Below are 20,551 nucleotides of genomic sequence, written 5' to 3'. Positions count from 1 at the left end.
TATGAAACGCCATATTGTAATAAGCCTGCTTTTTTTCTGGGTAGGTGTACTAGGAATAAACGCCCAATCGATTGAGAAGCAATGGGAATTGCTTGCCCCCCATCAAAACGACAGCTTAGCTATTGACCGTTTAAATTTAAAAGATGGCTTATTTGAGTATCAGCAGAAAAAATTAAAAACTAGTCAGCAAGGGGATTTTCTATATCAAAACGACCTTCTTCTGCTCTTTATCCCCGAAAACAATTCAGAAAAAATCCAGAAATATAGAGTAAAGCAACTATCTGATAGTTTACTCACCCTAAAAACAAACAATAGAGAATACACCTATATTACTCGCCAAAAAGCCAAAGAAACTATTGTAGCACCGCCTCAAAAAACAGCTATTCCCAGTCAAGGATTCTCTATTGAAAGTCTTTGGAAGGGTATACTAGGGATGTTCTCTTTACTAGTTATCGCCTTTCTTTTTAGCAGTAACCGTAAAGCTATAAACTGGAAAACCGTTGGCGCTGGGCTTAGTGCTCAATTGTTATTAGCCTATGGGGTTTTACAAGTAAAATGGGTTCAAGTTGCTTTTGAATTTGTTGGTGAAATATTCGTAAAAATTCTTGATTTTACAGCTGCTGGTAGCGAATTTTTATTGGGCGGTCTTATGGATGTAAATAGTTACGGGTTTATTTTCTTGTTTCAAGTATTGCCAACAGTAATTTTCTTTTCAGCGCTTACCTCAATATTATTCTACTTAGGTGTAATTCAAGTTATCGTAAAAGGATTAGCCTGGATGCTTACCAAGCTACTAGGGGTTTCTGGTGCCGAAGGCCTAAGCGTTGCCGGTAATATATTTTTAGGACAAACCGAAGCACCTTTAATGATTAAGGCTTATTTGGAGCGCATGACCAAATCTGAAATTTTATTGGTGATGGTAGGCGGTATGGCCACAGTTGCTGGTGGAGTTTTAGCGGCTTATATTGGTTTTTTAGGCGGTGATGACCCCGTAGTTCGTTTGCAGTTTGCAAAACACTTATTAGCTGCATCGGTAATGGCTGCTCCAGGTGCCATTATCATCTCTAAAATTTTATATCCGCAACAAGAAAAAATAGATACTCGAGTTGAAGTCTCTCAAGATAAAATAGGTACCAATATCCTAGACGCCATAGCTAACGGGACTACAGAAGGGCTTAAATTAGCAGCCAATGTGGGCGCAATGCTACTTGTTTTTGTAGCGCTTATTGCGATGGTAAATTATGGTTTTGGAAAAATTGGGGAATGGACAAACCTCAATGCTTTTTTAGCAGAAAACACCCCCTATCAAAGCTTCTCAATTGAAGCGGTACTTGGATTTGTTTTTGCGCCGTTAATGTGGCTCATTGGTATTGCCAAAGAAGATATTATGCTTATGGGGCAATTACTAGGTATTAAATTAGCAGCAAGTGAATTTGTGGGCTATATTCAATTGGCCGAATTGAAAGATGCCACAACGGGATTAAGCCTTACCTATGAAAAATCAATCATTATGGCTACTTATATGCTTTGTGGTTTTGCTAATTTTGCTTCTATCGGTATTCAATTGGGTGGTATTGGTTCATTAGCGCCAGGGCAACGAGAAACCTTATCTAAATTTGGTATCAAAGCGGTTATAGGAGGAACTTTAGCTTCATTGCTTTCGGCTACCATTGCTGGAATGATAATTGGCTAAAATCACTTTTTAAAGTTTAAATTTTCTTCATAGATTTTCATAAAACCCTGCTTGCGTTAAGGATTGAGTGATTGTTGGAGCTCTTTTTTGTACCGATGTTTTTTAAGCATCTAGAAGATGTTTTGTAGTGATTATTTATTATTTTTACCCTTAAACACAAAAAAAGCGACTCACGAAAGCCTGCCACACGACTTTTTTAGGCGTGTGAACGCCCAACTTATTAAACTATGAAACAATACCACGATTTATTAGAGCACATTTTAATTCAGGGTCACCAAAAGGGAGATCGAACGGGTACGGGTACAAAATCTGTTTTTGGATACCAGATGCGATTTGATTTAAGTGAAGGTTTTCCTATGGTAACCACCAAGAAACTACACCTAAAATCAATTATTCACGAATTGTTGTGGTTTTTAAATGGCGACACCAATATTCAATATTTACAAGAAAATGGTGTGCGAATTTGGAATGAGTGGGCCGATGAAAATGGTGATTTGGGACCCATTTATGGTCACCAGTGGCGCAATTGGAACGGCGAAGAAATAGATCAAATCAAAGAAGTAGTAAATACGTTAAAAAACAACCCGAATAGCAGGCGTATGCTGGTAAGTGCTTGGAACCCGAGTGTTATGCCTAATACTAATTTATCGTTTAGCGAGAATGTAGCCCAAAATAAAGCTGCATTACCACCCTGCCATGCATTTTTTCAATTTTATGTAGCCAATAACAAGTTGTCTTGCCAATTGTACCAGCGCAGCGCCGATGTGTTCTTGGGTGTGCCATTTAACATTGCTTCTTATGCGCTCTTAACACTTATGATGGCTCAAGTGTGCGGATATGAACCGGGAGATTTTATTCATACTTTTGGCGATGTACATATTTATAACAACCATGTAGAGCAGGTAAAACTTCAATTAAGCAGATCACCAAGACCGCTCCCTAAAATGATTCTTAATCCAGAGGTTAAAGATATTTTCTCATTTACTTATTCTGATTTTACATTAGAAGACTACAATCCGCATCCTGGCATAAAAGCAAAGGTTGCTATTTAAACTTATACTATGAAACGCTTTATTTTACTTCTTTTTATTCTTTCATCTCCATTTGCTTTTTCTCAGGTGAACGGCAACACGGTTTCGAGCAAAGAAATCGCTCCTATCTGGCCGGGGTGTGAAGAAGTAAAGGCTAAAGCCGATTGCTTTAATAAAATGTTGAGCAAGCATATTCAACAAAATTTCACCTTCCCTGAAGAATATACCTCAGCTGATAAAGGCAGCAAAGTAATAGTTCGTTTTATTATTGACAAACAAGGCCAACCGGCTATAAAAAAAGTTTCTGGCGGTGCGCCTTATTTGCAAGAAGCAGCTAAAAAAATAATTCTTAGCATTCCTAAAATGCAACCTGGAAGCCTTAACGGCGAACCCCGAGCAATTAGCTACGCGGTACCTTTTAATTTTTAAACTTAAAGCGGATTTTTTTTACTTTTTTAAAGACCCTATCAGCTAAGTCATAAGAGATTTGGTTTTTAATTATTACTGAAATAAAAAAATGACTTGCCTTATTTGAAAACATAGGGATTATTGCCTAATGGAGGTAAGCAAGCTTAAATTGAGCCAGTTTTAGCAAGCCCTTAACACATTAACAACATTCTGATTCATTTTAAATTGTAACTTTGAGAAAGACCTTAAAAAGATACATTTGGCATGCAAAACGACGCTTTACTCCAACTCTTTAAAAACACTCGCCAACAATCTGAAAAAATTTGCAGTCCGCTTCAAGTGGAAGACTATGTCATACAGCCTGTTGAATTTGTATCTCCGCCCAAGTGGCATTTGGGTCATACCTCTTGGTTTTTCGAAGAATTTATCTTAAAAAAGCATAAACCAGATTATGAAGTTTATGATCAAGATTTCGCTTTTGTTTTTAACAGTTACTATGAGAGTGTGGGCGAAAAGGTTATCCGCACCCATCGAGGTAATTTATCGCGGCCAACCGTAGAAGAAGTGTACAACTATAGAAAATATGTGACTAAAGAAATTTGCGCGTTTCTAGAACAACATGCAATAAATAAAGATCTAGATGCTGTCTTTCAAATAGGAATACATCACGAAAAACAACATCAAGAATTACTGCTCACAGACATAAAATATATTTTAGGTAATAATCCTTTATTACCCGCTTATGACAAGGATTTCATCGAAAATGCTACAGAAAATCAATCGCTGCAATGGTTACAAGTACCTGAAGGCTTATATAAAATAGGTCTGCCTGAGACCAGCACAGATTTTGCTTACGATAATGAGAAAGCAGAACATCGCGTTTTCTTACAAGATTTCTTCATCGCTAACAAATTGGTTACCAATCAAGATTACCTAGCTTTTATTAATAGTGGCGGGTACCAAAACGTCCTACTCTGGCATGCCGAAGCTTGGGATTGGCTTAAAGCAGAGAAAATTACCGCCCCAGCTTATTGGCATTTAATAAATGAAGAATGGTACCAATATACTTTAGCCGGTTTAAAACCCATTGATTTACAGGCTCCGCTTACCCATATTTCTTATTATGAAGCCTTTGCTTTTGCCCAATGGAAAAACTTACGCCTACCTACCGAATTTGAATGGGAAGTAGCCCAACACCTTTTTAATTGGGGTCAGCGTTGGGAGTGGACAGAAAGTGCCTACCTACCCTATCCTAAATATAAAAAAGCCGAAGGTGCCTTAGGCGAGTATAACGGTAAATTTATGGTCAACCAAAAGGTACTGCGTGGCGGCTCTATTGCCACCGCAAAAAATCATACGCGAAAAACTTATCGTAATTTCTTTCATCCTCAACTGCGCTGGCAATATACAGGCTTAAGACTCGCAAAATAACAACAGGACTAAACACTATGAAAAAAACCAAAATAAAATCCTTAAAAAGCGATTTTGAAAAAGATGTTTTAAAAGGATTAAGCAGCTATCCTAAATATCTCGACAGTAAATATATCTATGACCAAAAAGGCGATAAGTTATTTCAACAAATAATGCATATGCCCGAGTATTATTTGACCCGCTGCGAGCATGAAATTATAAACACTCATCAAAAAGAATTATGTTCAATTTTTGACAACAAGGCAGGATTTGATTTAATTGAGCTTGGCGCAGGCGATGGAAAAAAAACAAAAGTTATTTTAGAAGGCTTGCTTAAAGCGGATGCAAATTTCTCCTATTTACCAATTGATATTAGCCTTCATAGTTTAGAAGACTTGCAAGAGAGGTTGTTACTAGAACTCCCAGACTTACATATAGAACCTTTACAGGGAAGTTATTTCAAAGTTTTAAAGCGCTTAAAGCGCTATATAAAACGTAAAAAGGTTCTCCTTGTTTTAGGATCAAATATTGGCAATTTAAACCATAAAAAAGCAATTCTTTTTTTGAAGAATATTCAAAAGTCTATGCAAAAAGACGATTTGCTATTTATGGGATTTGATCAAAAAAAAGACCCTCAAGTAATACTTAATGCCTACAACGATGCTGCCGGTATTACCGCTGAATTCAATAAAAATTTATTGCACCGCATCAATAAACAGTTGGATGCAAATTTTAATGTAGATCAATTTAAACATTGGGAGACTTATAACCCAGAAACCGGTACCGCCAAAAGCTTCTTAGTTTGTCAAGAAGCACAACAAGTGCACATTAAAAAATTAGATCTTGCCGTAAATTTTGAAGCTTATGAAAGCATACATTGCGAAATAAGTCAAAAGTATGACGATGCCACCGTAGCTTGGCTTGCAAATAAAGCTGGCTTAGAGATAGTCAATACTTTTACCGATCAACGCGCTTATTATAAGAATTATATTTTCAAGAAAAAAGCATGATTTGCTTAATAAGGTAAAGTTTTAAGCGCCTTTAGCAAATAGTTTAAGTCTTGAATACTGTTATAATAATGAAAACCAACACGAATTCCTTGACCACGCTGCGCACAAATAATATTTTGGTTGTTTAAATAGGCTAAATTTCTAGTATCTATCTGCAAATTAAATATGGGAGAAGATGTTCTCTGTTTTAGAATTTGATTTTCTAATAAGTTCAACTCAGCAAAGGCTGATTTTGCGGTTCGACTAATTTTCTCAATTTTTTTGTAGATTTTTTTTTCGCCGATTTCAAAAAAAGTCTCTAAAGCAGGCGCCAATGAACCCAGCTGCATTAAATCTAAATGCCCAGGTTCTAATTTTTTATGTAGAGGTATAGCTTGCAAAGAGCTCTCTTTATTTACAGCATTTGAGCCTATAGTTTTTGGCTGTACACGCATTTCTAATCCTTTACGGAAAATAAAAAAAGCGCTCCCCCAACCGGCGTGTAACCATTTATAAGCACTAACACCCAAGATATCTATACCTGATTCCTCAAAATTGAAAAATTCGGTACCACAAAATTGAGTACCATCGGCTATAAAAAGGGTTTTAGGAAAGGTTTGCTTTAAGTCTTTAATTAAAGCTGCGTTTAACTTTAAACCATTCAAATATTGGATGATACTAAATATAAAAACATCAGGTTGTTCTTTATTGAAGGCATCAATGATGCTTTCTTCAACATCCGCTTTAAGCGCTACCTCACAAAATTGAAAACCCCATTTTTTAACGGCTAAGGAAATTGATGGGTATTCATTTTCAATAACCAGAATTTTGCTTTTAGGCGAAATACCACTCAACACCCCGTGAAATCCGAATGAAAAGTTAGGGGTAAAAGCAATATTCCCTGTTTTAACTCGTAGCAAGCGTTTTAAATAATTAGTTACTTGGTTCAATTGGGAATCATAATTTTCAAAATACCTTGTCGGATGCTGCAGGTGTAAATCAAGTATATCTTTCTTATAATTATAAACATTTTGAGGAATAAGACCCATAGCCGGGGTGTTGAGATAAACGCTATTTGAAAGCCCAGGAAAAAGTTGGTCTAAATTGTTCATGCCTCTTGTTTTATATAGAAAAATAGTACATTTGAATATAATCAAATTAATCTAAACATTATGGCTCCTTCATCGACAAAAAAACCCAGTATCGATCCTGAGCAAAAACAGCTTATAGAGAATGCACAACACCGCATTAAACAAAAGAAAAACTTATCTCGACACTTCGTGTTTTTCTTGGCAGGTAGCATTTTATTCATTCTACTAAACTTAGTTCTTGGTTTTGGCAAAGATTTCAGGCTTTTTGACGTCGACTGGTTTGTTTGGGCGATTGTGCTGTGGCTTTTTATTTTATTAATTCACACTATAAATGTGTTATTGATGAGTAAGTTTATGGACAAGGATTGGGAGAATAAACAATTAGAGTTATTGGTAGCCAAGCAAAAAGAGCGCATTGCAGAGCTTCAAGAAAGAGTAGATAAGGAATATCCTTTGCCTCATTTTAAAACAAGTAATACTGATGATTTAAGTAAGGATGACGATTTAGACCGCATCAAACCCTATAATCAATAATTTTATGATTACTATGATTGCCGCAATTGGGCAGAATTTTGCTTTAGGAAAAGACAATGAGCTTCTTTGGCACTTACCAGATGATTTTAAAAGGTTTAAGAAAATCACCTCACATCATACTATTATAATGGGGCGAAAAACCTTTGAATCATTCCCAAAACCACTGCCTAATCGAAGACACTTGGTAATTACTCGACAAAAAGACTATCAAAAGGAAGGTGCGTTAGTGGTACATTCTTTAGAAGAAGCGCTAGAACAAGTTCCTAAAGAAGAAGATTGCTTTATAATTGGAGGAGGTGAGATTTATGCTTTAGGATTAGAAAAAGCAGATCGCTTAGAGTTAACTTGGGTAAACGCCACCTTTGAAGCAGATGCCTTTTTTCCTCGTTTTAATAAACAAAATTGGAGAATCACAAAACAAAATTTCCACCCGGCAGACGATAAACATGCATATAGTTTCTACTTCACCAGTTATATCAAAATTTAAACTCCAATGTTGATCAGTCAGATCGCAAAAAAAGAACAATTTAGATTAGGCAACCAAACTTGCATTAGCCAAAACGAACAAGTTGGAGTTTATCTTATTACCGACATCAATCAGGTTAAATTTGTGCTTAAAGTCTTTACCGGTAAAAGCGCTCTGCAGCAATGCCAACAAGAAACCGATTCGCTCCGCTTTTATGGAAGAAAGGCTGCATTAAAAACGCCACAGATCACTCAAATTAACAAGATAAAAAAGGCTCATTATTATTTGATGGAATATATGCCCAACCAAATTAAAAGTAGTGATTTTTGGGAAATATTTGGTAGGCAGCTCGCTTTAACTCACTTGACAACTAAGGATTTATACGGATTGCATTTTGATAATTATATAGGGCAGTTAAAGCAGTCGAACGCTCCGAAAAAACAAAAGACTGTCGATTTTTTTATTCACAATCGATTAGAACCACAATTTGAGTTAGCGCGTAAAAAAGGATTTCATTTTAACGCTCTCGATGGTTTTTATAAGAATATAGAGAATCTTATTCCAGATGAAAAGCCGGCTTTGATTCACGGCGATCTGTGGCACGGAAATTTACTATCTGATGAAAAAGGGCGTCCTAGTGTAATTGACACCGCTTGTTGCTTTGGTCCACGTGCTATGGATTGGGCTATGATGGAGTTATTTGGCGGATTTGATTCGTCTTGGGTAGATAGTTACGATGAAGTTTACCCCATGCCCACAAGTTGGAAAAAAGATTTAGCTATTTGGAAACTTTATTACTTGCTGGTTCATTTAAATATTTTTGGCAAATCATACTACAATCCTTGCCAAGAAATAATAACAAAATACAGGTAAATTAACAAATAGAGTCGTTTTTTTAATAATTTTTAAACAGTAGGCTGTCGCTTTCGATTGTAACTTTAAAGAAAAAACATGAGTACTGTAAACAAAAACAATCAAGAAGCCCTTGAAAAATTAAAAAAACTAACAAACTCAATAGAAACTTGCATGATGCTTACGGGATTAGATAAGCGCCCCATTCATGCTAATCCTATGACACAAAAAAAGATTGACGAAGAAGGGAATATTTGGTTTTTAAGTCCTGGTGACAGTGAGCACAATAAAAACATCACTCAATCCAGAAACACACAACTCATCTACAACGATACCCAAGCCAATACCTTTGTATCGGTTTATGGCGAAACGAAAATTGTGTTGGAGGATACCATTTTAAACGAATTATACACAAGTATTTCTGATAATTGGTTTAATGGTGTAGATGATCCTAATTTAACTGCGCTTAAGTTTACGCCTACTAACGCTTATTATTGGGATACCAAAACCAATAAATTCATTAGCTTCTTAAAAATAGCAAAGGGTAGCATAACTGGTGAAAAACAAGATATAGGAAACAAAGGACATCTAAATTTATAAGTCAGTTCCTTATTACTAGACACCAAAATAGACAATGCAAGGAAAATTAATTTCGCGTTATAAAAAGTTAATTTTTACAAGCTATCTTTTTTCTTATTTTTGCCCCAACTAAATAACATGACTATGAAAGCATATGTTTTTCCAGGACAAGGAGCTCAATATCCCGGCATGGGATTAGATTTATATGAAAAATATCCTGAAGCACAAGATTTGTTCAACAAAGCGAATAAGATATTAGGATTTTCTATTACCGATATTATGTTTGAGGGTAGCGCTGAAGATTTAAAGCAAACCAAAGTAACACAACCGGCTATATTTTTGCATTCGGTAATTATGCATAAGATTTTAGGCGAAGCAGGAAAACCAGATATGGTTGCAGGTCATTCTTTAGGGGAATTTTCTGCACTTGTAGCTAACAACACTTTGAGTTTTGAAGATGCTTTAAAGTTAGTAGCTAAGCGTGCGCAAGCAATGCAGAAAGCTTGTGAGCTCCAAGACTCTACAATGGCCGCTGTTTTAGGTTTAGAAGATGAAATGGTTGAAGCCGTTTGCGCAAACATAGAAGGAACAGTAGTAGCTGCTAACTACAATTGCCCAGGACAGATAGTGATTTCTGGAGAAACAAAGGCAGTAGAGGAGGCTTGTGCTGCACTTAAAGAAAAAGGAGCTAAACGAGCGCTTTTGTTACCCGTAGGAGGCGCTTTTCACTCGCCACTTATGGAGCCCGCACGCGAAGAACTAGCGCAAGCCATAGAAGAGACACAGTTCAATACGCCTACTTGCCCAGTATATCAAAACGTTACCACATTTGGGGTAACCAATCCAGATGAAATAAAGAAAAATTTGATTTTTCAGCTGACCGCACCGGTTAAATGGACGCAAAGTGTTCAACAAATGATTAATGATGGAGCGACACAATTTACCGAAGTGGGACCAGGTAAAGTCTTGCAGGGGCTTATTAAAAAAGTAGATCGAAAGATGCCAACCTTCGCCGCTGAACTATAAAATTTTATTTTAACAATTAAAAGAAGTAGCTTTGCATAAAATTAACATTTATGAAAGCTACTTTTTTCATTTTAGCCCTTTTTTGGGCCACAACAAGCTTTGCTCAATTTCAATCTCTTAAACAATTAAAAAGCGATTACCTGGCAAATGAAAAAAACGACTACGAAGTCTTGTTCGCACACTTTAATAAAACCAAGTTTCTTCCAGGTGAAGATTTATGGCTAACCGTTTACGCTAATAGCTCTCACACGGGAACCCCTAGACAGCTTACCAGTAACGCCCTTTTAAGCATATACAATGAAGACAATCAAAGTGTACTGAGCAATTATCAAATTTATATAGAAAATGGTACCGGCTCCAGTTTTGTAAAGCTAAACAAAGCTATTTTTAAACCTGGAAAATATGTAGCTGTAATTTCAACGCAATACCTTAAAAACTTCAATTCCAACTATTCTTACACCCAAGAGTTGGAAATGCTTAGTAACGAAAAAATTGCTGTTGCCGAACCAACAAAGACTGTTAAACCTAAAATTTTTATTCAGGATTTCCCTGAGGGAGGCCATTTGTTAAAAAACACAGCCAATGTTGTTGCTTTAAAAGCTAATTACGACAATGGTAGCCCTGTTAAAAATTATACAGCCGTCTTAGTAAATCAAAGCAAAGACACTTTGTTGCATTTTAAATCGAATCAATTGGGTACGAGTAAATTTAACTTTGTACCACAAGAAGGGCAGTATACAATACACATCAAAACAGAAAATGGGGCAAGCTATACACATAATTTAAGCACTGTAAAAACAATTGGCATAAACCTAACCATTAATACTATGCCGCAAAATTATGCTGCCATTCAAGTTAATACCAACAAAAGTTCGTATGATAAAATTAAAAACAAACCCTTTTATCTCTTGATTCATAAAGATGGAAAGCTTTTTTCTCAGGAGTTTAGGTTCGAAGAAGGAAGAAATAATCTAGAGATTAGAATCCCTAAAAAGGCGCTTCCTGCCGGAGTAAATACGGCTACGGTTTTTAATGATCAGTTTGAACCGATTTTAGAACGTCTCTTTTACAATAGTTTTGGAGTAAATAGAATTCCGCTTCAAGCGAAAGTTAAAGAAGATTTATTAGATAGTTTAAAAGTAGAGATTTTTAGTGCAAAGCGCATAGACACTTTATCTCAAATGAGTATATCTGTATTACCAATTGCCAGCGAAGCTTATGAACCTGCCCACTCAATTATCTCTGCAAATGTTTTAAAACCGTATGTTCGTGGCCATTTAGACCAACCTAGTTATTATTTTAATCCTGATATTTCGAGCCGTAAAAGAGAGTACTTAATAGATTTACTGCTATGTACTCAAGGCTGGAGAAAAATAGATTGGAATCAATTGGGCGCTAAAAATTTAAAATATGCTGCAGAAAATGGATTTACTATTAAGGGAAAAATACTGAATCATAATGAGCGTAGAAAAACCACTATATTTTTAAAAACACCAGGGTTTTCACAAGTTTTTGATGTAAATGCGAACGGTGAATTTATTGCTGAAAACATATATGTACAAGATAGCGCCAAAATATCATTGGGCACCGTAAATGAAAGATCTGAGAAATTAAAAAAGCCAAAAATTACGGCTAGAATACTTCCTGTAAAGGTGAAAAATACAGCTTTCAAAAATTACCAATGGAAAAATACCGATCCTATATTTGAAGGTAGTCCCGATTTTTCTTTAAAGAATTTAAACAAATCTATTTTTAGTACAGAAGAACTCGACTCTATTGTTATTCAAGCTAAAAAAGCCAAAAGGGAGAAACCGCGTAGATTCAATGATGTAATTTACACCGAAGACATTAATCAAAATCACGTATTGGTGACCAATTTTATACGGTCAAAGGGCTATCTGGTTAAACAAAATATTGGAAAATTGGTGATTCTCTCCAACATAAGAAAAAACATCTCTGGGAAAGGTGACCGACAAGTACTTTTGATAATTGACAATTTTCAAGTAAGGGATCCAGAAACAGCTGATCTTTACTTGAATCAGTTATTCATGGAAGATATAGAATACATTGCTTTTAACAAACAAGGTAGTAGTTTTGGAGTAACTGGTTTTAACGGAATTATAAAAATTAAAACAAAGCTCGATTACCGAGAGAGAAAACGCCCTAACGATTTATTTTACGAATATGTAAGCAACAATGGATACCACCCTGCAAAAGAATTCTATCGCCCTCCCTTTAAAGATTTCCTAAACCCTTTGTTCAAAAAATATGGTGCTATTGAATGGGTAGATCAACTTATTCTAGATAAGAATAAACAGAAAGCAAATTTTCTCATTGAAAACACCTGGAACCGAAAAGTCAATCTATTTATTGAAGGGATATCTAGCGATGGTAAATTTATTTCAGAAATTATAGAACTCAACACCTTACCAACCAATAACGAATAAAAAAAGCAGCCCGTGGGCTGCTTTTTTTTTGATAATCTACTATTGCCTATTTAATAAAATCATTTATAGTTTTGGTAATGTAGGCAATTTGATCCTCTTCTAATTCGGTATGCATAGGAAGTGCAATTACCTCTTTCACCAATTGATTGGTCACCGCAAAATCTTTCTCGTGGTAACGATCATCTAAATAGGCTTTTTGCTTATGCAAAGGTATTGGGTAATAAATCCCACAAGGTATATCTTGAGCTTGCAAATGCTTGATTAAAGCATCCCGCTGACCGTTCATCACACGTAAGGTATATTGATGAAAGACATGGGTGTCATCGCTTTCAATAATTTTTGGAGTAATTAAGTTTTTATTTTGACTTAACGCAGCAGAGTATTTCTTAGCTGCTGCACGGCGAGCAGCATTGTACTCGTCTAAATGTGGTAGTTTAGCACGTAAAACAGCTGCTTGCAAACTATCTAATCTAGAATTAACCCCAACCACATCATGATGATAACGCTCATACATACCATGGTTTACAATCCCTCTTAGCCGATGCGCTAATTGATCATCATTAGTAAATAAAGCTCCACCATCACCGTAGCAACCTAAATTTTTTGAAGGAAAAAAAGAGGTTGTTCCTACGTGACCAATGCCACCTGTTTTAGAGACATGTCCGTTCTTATCGTAATGGTTTGCCCCAATTGCTTGTGCATTATCTTCAATCACAAATAAGTTGTACTTCTCTGCAATTGCCATTATGGCGTTCATATCGGCCGATTGCCCGAATAAATGTACAGGAACAATAGCTTTTGTTTTGGGTGTAATGGCAGCTTCAATGGCCTTAGGATTTATGTTAAAACTCTCGGCATCTACGTCAACCAACACGGGAGTTAAATTCAATAACGCTATAACCTCTACTGTCGCCGCAAAAGTGAAATCTGTTGTTATCACCTCATCTCCGGGCTTTAAACCCAGCCCCATCATTGCAATTTGTAAAGCATCTGTACCATTAGCACAAGGTATCACGTGTTTAACCCCTAGATAGGCTTCTAATTCGCTTTGAAAGTTATGTACCTCTGGTCCATTAATAAAAGCTGTATTTTCTAAAATTTGTTCAAAAGAGCTGTTAACCTGATTTTTTATTCCTTGAAATTGACCTTTCAAGTCAACCATTTGTATTTTTTTCATAAGCTTGTTTTAACGATTACAAAAATAAGAAATAATACGCGCCTAGTCCTCAAACCTTAACACAGAATCTACTATTTTAGCAAAAAGTTTATATTTTGAAATTTCTATACGATTTACTCATTCACCTTCTCCAAAGCCTTTTACCTATTTTGGCGTGGTTCAGCCCAAAAATGAAACTATTTGTTTCAGGAAGAAAAAATCTTTTGACCAGGCTTGAAAAAAAGATTCCGCCAAAAAAGAATAAACGCGTTTGGTTGCATGCGGCCTCGCTAGGTGAATATGAACAAGCTTTACCAGTTATGCTCGCACTTAAAGTGAAAAACCCTAATCTTGAAATTATAGTTAGCTTCTTTTCTCCCTCAGGTTATGAAATCAGAAAAAATAACGAGCTAGCCTTATGCACCACCTATTTGCCGCTGGACACCTCAAAAAACGCTAAAGCTTTTCTCAAAATTGTAAATCCAGATCTTATCCTTTTTGTTAAATATGAAATTTGGCCCAATTATTTAGAAGCCATTGCCAAAAACGATTTGCCATGTTACTTAATTTCAGCTGTTTTTAGGAAAAATCAATTCTTATTTACGAAGTTGGGAGGATTTATCCGCAAAACTTTAAGTTCATTCACTCATATATTTGTGCAAGATCAAAATTCACTTGCTGTTTTAAATGCAAATGGATCATTTAGGGCTAGTTGGGCAGGAGACACTCGTTATGATCGTGTTATTCAGCAATTACAACAAAACAACCATTTACCAATTATCAAGTCCTTTAAACAAAATCATAAACTTTTTGTGGCCGGCAGTACCTGGCCCGCCGACGAAAAAGTTATTCTTTCCTCTTTAAATGATTTACCTAAGGAACTCAAAATAGTTATTGCACCGCATCAAGTAGATGAAAATCATATCCGTAAAATAGAGTCTGTGCTAAATCTTCCTTATCGGCGTTACTCTCAAATTGATTTAAAAAGCGATTTTGATTTTAAGCTTTTAATTATTGATAATATTGGCATTTTAAGCCGCATCTACGCTTACGCGGATTTGGCCTACGTTGGGGGAGCTTTAGGAGAAACCGGATTACATAATATTTTAGAACCAGCCGTTTTTGGAGTTCCCGTTTGTATTGGTCCGAATTATCATAAATACCCGGAAGCCAATTTGTTTAAAGCCGCTGGGGCGCTACAAATTATCGAAAACACAACTGACTTTAAAAAGACAATTAATCGAATGACAAATGACGAAATCTACCATAGACAGCTAAGTGAAAAAACTCAAAATATTGTAAACCAACAAGCTGGAGCCACTAAACGAATACTAAATAAAATTGCAAAGCATCTAGAAAATTGATTTATTAAAATGTAAAAATTTTCTTATTTTATTTTGCATATCTCAGGAGTTTAGTATTTTAGCCCATTGAAACAAAGAATAAAACTAAATTAAACAGTAACACAAAAACCTAAAAATTATGAAAAAAACAGTATTTACATTAGCAATGTTATTTGCCCTTTCTACTTCTTTTGTTTCTTGTAGAGAAGAAGCTAAAAAAGCTGAAGACCAGATGGAACAAGCTGAAGAGAACATGGAGGATGCGGCAGAGGATATGGAAGACGCTGCTGAGGACGCGGCTAACGACATGGAAGATGCAGCAGAAGACACCGAGAACTCATTAGAAAATGCAGTAAACGAAACCGGTGACGCTATCGAAAACGCTGCAAATGAAACTGGCGATGCTATCGAAAACGCTGCTAACGAAACTGGCGAGGCTGTAAATAAAGCGGCTAAAGAAGTTAAAGAAACTGTAGACGGAGATAAATAAACTGTCATAAACTTCTAAAAAAAAGCTCTTGTTCCAAGAGCTTTTTTTTATGCTATAATCACAGCAAAAGACGCAAATCAACTTTAATACTAGACTATTTTAGCCACCTAATTTATAATGGCACATAAAATATAAAACAAAAAAACCCCCAAAATCAGAAGATCTTGAGGGTTAAAGTACTCGGGACGGGACTTGAACCCGTACGAACAAATGTTCATTGGATTTTAAGTCCAACGTGTCTACCAATTCCACCACCCGAGCATACTATTTTTTACCGATAGGTATAATATATACAGAGCGAAAAACGGGATTCGAACCCGCGACCTCCACCTTGGCAAGGTGGCGCTCTACCAACTGAGCTATTTTCGCGTTTTATCGTTGACAATAAAACCAAACTAAACTTTGGGCAATTACCTAAACATTTCTAAGAAATGATTTTCTTACTAAGGCCTTATCGTGGTGTGTTTTCAAAAGAACGTGCAATCGTGATTGCGGATGCAAATTTAAATGTTTTTTTAGTTTAAACAAGTAAAATCCCAAGTTTTTTTACTTTTTTTCTTGTTGCACCAAACTTCGTTTAATTTCATTTAATTTCATCAAAGCTTCAACTGGTGTTAACGTGTTGATATCTAGAGAAGTAATCATTTCTTTAATTTCTTCGAGTAAAGGATCATCTAATTTAAAAAAACTAAGTTGGGGTTCCTGCTCTGTAGCTTTCTTTATATTATCTCTTTGAGTTTCTTCTCCTCTAGAAGCTTCCAGCTTACCTAATATTTTACCTGCCCGATACAAAACCTGCTGGGGCATACCGGCCATTTTGGCAACGTGAATTCCAAAACTATGCTCGCTACCCCCTGGTACCAGTTTTCTCAAAAATAAAACTTTATCTTTCAATTCTTTAACCGAAACATTAAAATTCTTAATTCTGGTAAAATCTTGAGTCATCTCATTTAATTCGTGATAATGCGTTGCGAATAACGTTTTTGGGTGAGCAGGATGTTCGTGCAAATACTCGCTAATCGCCCAGGCAATAGAAATACCATCATAGGTACTGGTTCCCCTGCCTATCTCATCTAACAAAATTAAACTGCGTGGCGATAAATTATTTAATATACTGGCGGTTTCATTCATTTCAACCATAAAGGTAGATTCCCCTAAACTGATGTTATCACTAGCCCCTACCCTTGTAAAAATTTTATCAACCAAACCAATTTCCGCCGATTTTGCGGGAACAAAACTCCCCATTTGGGCCAGTAAAACAATTAAAGCCGTCTGTCTTAAAATCGCCGATTTACCACTCATATTTGGGCCCGTTATCATCATAATTTGTTGCGACTCAGAATCCAGGTACAAATCATTTGCGATATATACTTGATCGCTCTTTAGTTGTTTTTCAATAACAGGATGCCTACCCGATTCAATGTTCAACTGCAAACTATCATTAATCTTTGGTCGTACATAGGCGTTTTCTTGAGCCAATTGAGCAAATCCTTGCAAACAATCCAATTGACCAATAACCAATGCGTTTTGTTGTATTGTTTTAATGTAATCGCTTAGCCAGTTTACCAATTGCCCAAACAATTGCTGTTCTATTTGATAAATCTTTTCTTCAGCTCCTAGTATTTTTGCTTCGTACTCTTTAAGTTCTTCGGTGATGTAACGCTCTGCATTAACCAAAGTTTGCTTTCGCACCCAATGCTCAGGCACCTTATCTTTATGTGTGTTTCTAACCTCAAGATAATAACCAAATACATTATTACTTGCTATCTTTAAGCTACTTATTCCTGTTTCTTGTATATGTTTTTGAAGCATTTGATCGAGATGATCTTTTCCCGTATAAGCTAAATTCCTTAAGTCATCAAGTTCTTCAGAAAAACCAGCTGCAATAGCTCCTCCTTTTTGAATAGAAACCGGAGCCTCTTCCTTTAAACAAGATTCAATTTTATTCTGTAACAAGTTACATGGCTGTAAATTTTCTGACATCTTAGCCAGTGCCTCTATTTTAGAATTTTGCAGCAGGGCTTTTATCGGTTCAATCGCAGCAATCGAGTTTTTTAGTTGTACCACTTCACGTGGATTTATTTTCTGTGTAGCTATCTTAGAAACCAACCGCTCTAAATCACCAATTTTATGCAGTTGTTGCTGAAGGGTTTCTCTAGCTGCAAAAGATTTATAAAAAAAATCTACAGCCTCGTGACGATCTGTAATACGTTCTTTGTTTTTCAGGGGCAATGCTAACCAACGTTTTAACATTCTGCCTCCCATGGCACTCAGGGTTTTATCTATAACGCCAAGCAAAGTAACTGCTTGCGGTGTATTGGCCTCATAAAGCTCTAAATTCCTGATGGTAAATTTGTCCATCCAAACAAATTCTTCTGTGGCAATGCGTTGTATAGCGGTGATATGCTTTAATTGCCTGTGCTGTGTCTCACTCAAATAATACAATATAGCTCCGCAAGCTATAATGCCTTCTTCTAAGTGTTCAACGCCAAAACCTTTTAAACTAGCCACATCAAAATGAGATTTTAATGTTTCTTTGGCATAATCACTTTGATAAACCCAATCTTCTAAATAAAAATTATTTAAGTCTTCGCCAAGCAGTTTTTCAACTTGAGATCTATGTTTTTTAGAAATAAGCACTTCACTAGGCGAAAAATTTTGCAACAACTTCTCAATGTACTCCTCATTACCTTGGGCTGTTAAAAATTCACCGGTAGAAACATCTAAAAACGCAATACCAAAATGGGTTTTACCAACCTGTATCGCCGCTAAAAAATTATTGGTTTTTCGCTGTAGAACCTCATCATTTAGCGCCACTCCTGGTGTTACCAACTCGGTAACTCCTCGCTTTACAATTTTCTTGGTTTGTTTAGGATCTTCGAGCTGATCGCAAATAGCAACTCGTTCGCCTGCTTTAACTAATTTTGGCAAGTAGGTGTTTAAAGAATGGTGAGGAAATCCGGCCAATTCTGTTCGCTCTCCCCCATTATTCCTATTGGTAAGCACAATATCGAGTATACGAGCAGCTTTAACCGCGTCTTCACCAAAAGTTTCGTAAAAATCACCCACACGAAATAAAAGCATTGCATCGGGGTACTTAGCTTTAATCGCGTTGTATTGTTTCATCAACGGGGTTACTTTATCTTTCTTTTTTGCTGCCACGTTAATTGGTTTTTAGGTTGGTGGTAAAAATACAAGTTTTGCTTCACAAAGCCCTTTTAGCAGCATAATTTTATAAATTTGCAGCTTAAAAATCCGCCTTTAAGGCAAAATATAATTATTGCCATAAGTCGTTGTTATTTTTTTACCAAATTATTTAGCGCTCCATTATGAAAAATAGAAAATTAAAAAATATAGAATTAGCTCGTAAGTCTCCAAAAGAATTTAAGACAGCGACTAAAACACCAATAAGTATAGTTTTAGATAACATAAGAAGCCTAAATAATATAGGGTCTGTTTTTAGAACAGCCGATGCTTTTTTAATTGAAAAGGTTTACCTGTGCGGCATTACGGCGCAACCGCCACATAAAGATATACGTAAAACAGCATTAGGAGCTACCGAAACAGTTGCCTGGGAGTATGTAGAAGACACGCTAAGTTTAGTTGAGCGACTAAAAACAGAAAACAAAAAAATATTGGCAGTTGAACAAGCCGAAAATTCTACGGCGTTACAAAATTATGTTCCCACAAAAAATGAGCATCTGGTTTTAATTTTTGGTAACGAGGTAAAAGGAGTACAACAAAGTGTTGTGTCGGCTAGTGATTATGTGATTGAAATTCCGCAAATAGGCAGTAAGCACTCGCTTAATATATCGGTTAGTACGGGTATTGTGGTTTGGGATTTATTCAGTAAGATAACCCATTAAGCTCATTAGCTTATGCCGATGCTATTTGTTCTAGCAACGCCAAATAATCGGCTCTATTCTGTACAAAATCATACTTAGAAATATCTATAATTTTCACATTTAGATGATGCTGATTTTTTATAAACCCTAAATATCCTTGATTAATTTTCTCTAGATAATCCTGGGGAATATTTTGTTCATAAGTTCTGCCCCGTTTTTTAATATTTTGCATTAAGCGCTCGGTATTTTGGTACAGATACACATACAAATCTGGCTTGGCTAAATCTTTGTACATTATATCAAACAGCTTTTTATACAAAGCATACTCTTCTTCTTGAAGAGTGACTTTGGCGAAAATTAGCGATTTGTATACATCGTAATCGGCCACCATAAAATCAGAAAACAAATCATATTGCCCAATATCATCTAATAATTGTTGATACCGATCGGCTAAAAATGACATTTCTAGAGGGAATGCATAGCGCGCTTGATCTTTATAAAATTTAGGTAAAAAAGGGTTATCTTTAAAGCGTTCTGGAATTAATTTTGCCCCATAATCTTGTGCAATCATGGTAGCTAAACTTGTTTTTCCTGCTCCTATATTTCCTTCTATGGCTAAATAATTGCGTTTGTTAGCTGGTAATTGAGGCTGGTCTAAAACGGTATCTATTTTTTTAATGGGTAAACTCTCCAACTCGGCATACATTTGCTTTACGGATTTTTTGAGTTCAGGGTGAACAAAATCAGGCGCAATTTCGTTTAAGGGATACAGTACAAAATTGCGTTTATGCAATTGCAAATGCGGCACATTTAGATGTTTACTATGAATCACTTCATCTTCAAAAAATAAAATATCTAAATCGATAGTTCTATTTGAAAAAAAATCGCCTTCACGAACTCTACCCAGTTTCTTTTCGATCCTCAACAAGGCATCAAGTAACTCTTCTGGAGAAAGTCGCGTTTGCACCTGGATCACCAGATTTAAAAAGTCATCACCCAAAAACCCTTGTGCTTGCGTAGCATAAAGTGATGAACAGGTAGCAATAGTACCCACCTCTAGATGAATCTGATTTAGGGCAAGTTGAAGAAAATGCAATTTATCAGGGGCGTTACTACCCAGAGCGATGTAGGATGAGGCTATATTTTTCAAAAAATTAACAGGCTAAGTTCTACAATTTCACAGCAAATTAA

18 protein-coding genes and 2 tRNA genes are annotated in these 20,551 nt (G+C 36.0%); 14 read left to right on the top strand and 6 right to left on the bottom strand.

Annotated features, from left to right (window positions below; genetic code table 11):
• Position 1: 1 nt before the first annotated feature.
• The 5 genes from ACH2AZ_RS09580 (at position 2) to egtD (ending at position 5,552) form a co-directional block, all read left to right on the top strand.
• Positions 2-1,693 (top strand): NupC/NupG family nucleoside CNT transporter, encoded by a 1,692-nt coding sequence (locus ACH2AZ_RS09580; protein WP_394907678.1) that lies wholly within the window; start codon positions 2-4, stop codon positions 1,691-1,693.
• 227 nt (positions 1,694-1,920) lie between these two features.
• The gene (locus ACH2AZ_RS09575; protein ID WP_394907677.1) at positions 1,921-2,745 is read left to right on the top strand and encodes a thymidylate synthase; all 825 of its coding nucleotides are present in this window, start codon (positions 1,921-1,923) and stop codon (positions 2,743-2,745) included.
• Between the two features lie 9 nt (positions 2,746-2,754).
• The gene (locus ACH2AZ_RS09570) at positions 2,755-3,153 is read left to right on the top strand and encodes an energy transducer TonB (RefSeq protein WP_394907676.1); all 399 of its coding nucleotides are present in this window, start codon (positions 2,755-2,757) and stop codon (positions 3,151-3,153) included.
• A 243-nt stretch (positions 3,154-3,396) separates the two neighbouring features.
• Complete coding sequence (gene egtB / locus ACH2AZ_RS09565) at positions 3,397-4,563, top strand: ergothioneine biosynthesis protein EgtB (protein ID WP_394907675.1); 1,167 nt, start codon at positions 3,397-3,399, stop codon at positions 4,561-4,563.
• Positions 4,564-4,580: 17 nt separating this feature from the next.
• A complete protein-coding gene (gene egtD, locus ACH2AZ_RS09560) occupies positions 4,581-5,552 on the top strand; it encodes an L-histidine N(alpha)-methyltransferase (protein ID WP_394907674.1) in 972 nt (323 codons plus the stop codon).
• 5 nt (positions 5,553-5,557) lie between these two features.
• Here egtD and ACH2AZ_RS09555 read toward each other — a convergent pair whose 3' ends face one another.
• The gene (locus ACH2AZ_RS09555; protein WP_394907673.1) at positions 5,558-6,643 is read right to left on the bottom strand and encodes an aminotransferase class V-fold PLP-dependent enzyme; all 1,086 of its coding nucleotides are present in this window, start codon (positions 6,641-6,643) and stop codon (positions 5,558-5,560) included.
• Positions 6,644-6,703: 60 nt separating this feature from the next.
• Between ACH2AZ_RS09555 and ACH2AZ_RS09550 the strand changes: the two genes are divergently transcribed.
• The 6 genes from ACH2AZ_RS09550 to ACH2AZ_RS09525 all read left to right on the top strand — a co-directional run bounded on the left by ACH2AZ_RS09550 (position 6,704) and on the right by ACH2AZ_RS09525 (position 12,526).
• Positions 6,704-7,156, top strand: a complete 453-nt coding sequence (locus tag ACH2AZ_RS09550; RefSeq protein WP_394907672.1) for a 2TM domain-containing protein — start codon at positions 6,704-6,706, stop codon at positions 7,154-7,156.
• A 4-nt stretch (positions 7,157-7,160) separates the two neighbouring features.
• Positions 7,161-7,643, top strand: coding sequence for a dihydrofolate reductase (locus ACH2AZ_RS09545; protein WP_394907671.1), 483 nt, complete (start codon positions 7,161-7,163; stop codon positions 7,641-7,643).
• A gap of 6 nt (positions 7,644-7,649) precedes the next feature.
• Positions 7,650-8,495 (top strand): fructosamine kinase family protein, encoded by an 846-nt coding sequence (locus ACH2AZ_RS09540; protein ID WP_394907670.1) that lies wholly within the window; start codon positions 7,650-7,652, stop codon positions 8,493-8,495.
• Positions 8,496-8,573: 78 nt separating this feature from the next.
• Complete coding sequence (locus ACH2AZ_RS09535) at positions 8,574-9,074, top strand: pyridoxamine 5'-phosphate oxidase family protein (RefSeq protein WP_394907669.1); 501 nt, start codon at positions 8,574-8,576, stop codon at positions 9,072-9,074.
• Positions 9,075-9,197: 123 nt separating this feature from the next.
• Entirely contained in the window at positions 9,198-10,079 is an 882-nt protein-coding gene (fabD, locus tag ACH2AZ_RS09530; protein WP_394907668.1) for an ACP S-malonyltransferase, read from the top strand.
• Positions 10,080-10,129: 50 nt separating this feature from the next.
• Positions 10,130-12,526 (top strand): hypothetical protein, encoded by a 2,397-nt coding sequence (locus tag ACH2AZ_RS09525; RefSeq protein WP_394907667.1) that lies wholly within the window; start codon positions 10,130-10,132, stop codon positions 12,524-12,526.
• A 46-nt stretch (positions 12,527-12,572) separates the two neighbouring features.
• Here the strand turns inward: ACH2AZ_RS09525 and ACH2AZ_RS09520 are convergent, their stop codons facing one another.
• Positions 12,573-13,703: a DegT/DnrJ/EryC1/StrS family aminotransferase gene (locus tag ACH2AZ_RS09520; RefSeq protein ID WP_394907666.1), complete on the bottom strand. Its 1,131-nt coding sequence runs from the start codon at positions 13,701-13,703 to the stop codon at positions 12,573-12,575.
• A gap of 95 nt (positions 13,704-13,798) precedes the next feature.
• Between ACH2AZ_RS09520 and ACH2AZ_RS09515 the strand changes: the two genes are divergently transcribed.
• Both ACH2AZ_RS09515 and ACH2AZ_RS09510 read left to right on the top strand, forming a co-directional pair.
• A complete protein-coding gene (locus ACH2AZ_RS09515; RefSeq protein ID WP_394907665.1) occupies positions 13,799-15,046 on the top strand; it encodes a 3-deoxy-D-manno-octulosonic acid transferase in 1,248 nt (415 codons plus the stop codon).
• A gap of 118 nt (positions 15,047-15,164) precedes the next feature.
• On the top strand, positions 15,165-15,515 hold the full coding sequence (locus ACH2AZ_RS09510) for a hypothetical protein (RefSeq protein ID WP_394907664.1): 351 nt from the start codon (positions 15,165-15,167) through the stop codon (positions 15,513-15,515).
• Positions 15,516-15,692: 177 nt separating this feature from the next.
• On the opposite strand, the gene ACH2AZ_RS09505 is transcribed toward ACH2AZ_RS09510, so the two are convergent.
• The 3 genes from ACH2AZ_RS09505 to mutS form a co-directional block, all read right to left on the bottom strand.
• Positions 15,693-15,776, bottom strand: a tRNA-Leu gene (locus tag ACH2AZ_RS09505).
• A 35-nt stretch (positions 15,777-15,811) separates the two neighbouring features.
• Positions 15,812-15,884, bottom strand: a tRNA-Gly gene (locus ACH2AZ_RS09500).
• 177 nt (positions 15,885-16,061) lie between these two features.
• Positions 16,062-18,641, bottom strand: a complete 2,580-nt coding sequence (gene mutS, locus ACH2AZ_RS09495) for a DNA mismatch repair protein MutS (RefSeq protein WP_394907698.1) — start codon at positions 18,639-18,641, stop codon at positions 16,062-16,064.
• Positions 18,642-18,844: 203 nt separating this feature from the next.
• Between mutS and ACH2AZ_RS09490 the strand changes: the two genes are divergently transcribed.
• Positions 18,845-19,381, top strand: coding sequence for an RNA methyltransferase (locus ACH2AZ_RS09490; protein WP_394907663.1), 537 nt, complete (start codon positions 18,845-18,847; stop codon positions 19,379-19,381).
• A gap of 10 nt (positions 19,382-19,391) precedes the next feature.
• On the opposite strand, the gene folK is transcribed toward ACH2AZ_RS09490, so the two are convergent.
• Positions 19,392-20,510, bottom strand: coding sequence for a 2-amino-4-hydroxy-6-hydroxymethyldihydropteridine diphosphokinase (folK, locus tag ACH2AZ_RS09485; RefSeq protein WP_394907662.1), 1,119 nt, complete (start codon positions 20,508-20,510; stop codon positions 19,392-19,394).
• Positions 20,511-20,551 lie beyond the last annotated feature (41 nt).

Origin of the sequence: uncultured Mesonia sp. (genome assembly GCA_947499595.1) — a bacterium.
In the GTDB taxonomy this organism is placed as follows: Bacteria; Bacteroidota; Bacteroidia; order Flavobacteriales; family Flavobacteriaceae; genus Mesonia; species Mesonia sediminis.
This window is presented reverse-complemented; position numbering and strand designations above follow the sequence as displayed.

What these genes read in the sequence shown, in the direction of transcription:
- ACH2AZ_RS09580 (WP_394907678.1), top strand. Translation starts at nt 2, where the DNA reads ATGAAACGCCATATTGTAATAAGCCTGCTTTTTTTCTGGGTAGGTGTA.
- ACH2AZ_RS09575 (WP_394907677.1), top strand. Translation starts at nt 1,921, where the DNA reads ATGAAACAATACCACGATTTATTAGAGCACATTTTAATTCAGGGTCAC.
- ACH2AZ_RS09570 (WP_394907676.1), top strand. Translation starts at nt 2,755, where the DNA reads ATGAAACGCTTTATTTTACTTCTTTTTATTCTTTCATCTCCATTTGCT.
- egtB (WP_394907675.1), top strand. Translation starts at nt 3,397, where the DNA reads ATGCAAAACGACGCTTTACTCCAACTCTTTAAAAACACTCGCCAACAA.
- egtD (WP_394907674.1), top strand. Translation starts at nt 4,581, where the DNA reads ATGAAAAAAACCAAAATAAAATCCTTAAAAAGCGATTTTGAAAAAGAT.
- ACH2AZ_RS09555 (WP_394907673.1), bottom strand. Translation starts at nt 6,643, where the DNA reads ATGAACAATTTAGACCAACTTTTTCCTGGGCTTTCAAATAGCGTTTAT.
- ACH2AZ_RS09550 (WP_394907672.1), top strand. Translation starts at nt 6,704, where the DNA reads ATGGCTCCTTCATCGACAAAAAAACCCAGTATCGATCCTGAGCAAAAA.
- ACH2AZ_RS09545 (WP_394907671.1), top strand. Translation starts at nt 7,161, where the DNA reads ATGATTACTATGATTGCCGCAATTGGGCAGAATTTTGCTTTAGGAAAA.
- ACH2AZ_RS09540 (WP_394907670.1), top strand. Translation starts at nt 7,650, where the DNA reads ATGTTGATCAGTCAGATCGCAAAAAAAGAACAATTTAGATTAGGCAAC.
- ACH2AZ_RS09535 (WP_394907669.1), top strand. Translation starts at nt 8,574, where the DNA reads ATGAGTACTGTAAACAAAAACAATCAAGAAGCCCTTGAAAAATTAAAA.
- fabD (WP_394907668.1), top strand. Translation starts at nt 9,198, where the DNA reads ATGAAAGCATATGTTTTTCCAGGACAAGGAGCTCAATATCCCGGCATG.
- ACH2AZ_RS09525 (WP_394907667.1), top strand. Translation starts at nt 10,130, where the DNA reads ATGAAAGCTACTTTTTTCATTTTAGCCCTTTTTTGGGCCACAACAAGC.
- ACH2AZ_RS09520 (WP_394907666.1), bottom strand. Translation starts at nt 13,703, where the DNA reads ATGAAAAAAATACAAATGGTTGACTTGAAAGGTCAATTTCAAGGAATA.
- ACH2AZ_RS09510 (WP_394907664.1), top strand. Translation starts at nt 15,165, where the DNA reads ATGAAAAAAACAGTATTTACATTAGCAATGTTATTTGCCCTTTCTACT.
- mutS (WP_394907698.1), bottom strand. Translation starts at nt 18,641, where the DNA reads ATGAAACAATACAACGCGATTAAAGCTAAGTACCCCGATGCAATGCTT.
- ACH2AZ_RS09490 (WP_394907663.1), top strand. Translation starts at nt 18,845, where the DNA reads ATGAAAAATAGAAAATTAAAAAATATAGAATTAGCTCGTAAGTCTCCA.